This window comes from Sphingomonas sp. AC449 (assembly GCF_979253475.1).
Map to the genome: position 1 here is coordinate 1 of NZ_CEEDCZ010000038.1, position 327 is coordinate 327.

The 327-nt window shown below is 63.0% G+C and carries 1 protein-coding gene; it reads right to left on the bottom strand.

Annotation, left to right across the window (positions count from 1 at the left end):
* Nucleotides 1–201: hypothetical protein (locus AC0CH3_RS17760; RefSeq protein ID WP_465238120.1), on the bottom strand; the 201-nt coding region annotated here is incomplete at its 3' end.
* Nucleotides 202–327: the final 126 nt, after the last annotated feature.

Consider the following 327-nt stretch of genomic DNA (forward strand, 5'->3'; position numbering starts at 1 on the left):
GGTGGTCGCACGGCAATCGTTGATCGTCTCGGACTGCGGCGGGAAGCCGGTGGTGAAGTCGACCTTGTGCGCGGAGCGTACCGGGGCGCCGATCGAGATCGTCGTCGCCGAGGTTCCGTTCGAATTGTCCGGATTGGTCGTCGACTGGGCGTGGTTGGCGTCGAGTGTCAGCCGCAGATTGTCGGTGAAGTCCCACTTCACATTGCCGCCGACCGACTAGAGTTCGGTCTTGGTCGCGAACCTTTGCTGCTCGTAGCCCTTGTCGGCCTGGATCGCTGCGGCGAGGATGACCGCGCGCTGCATCTGCTTGTTGTCGTCGAAGGTGAC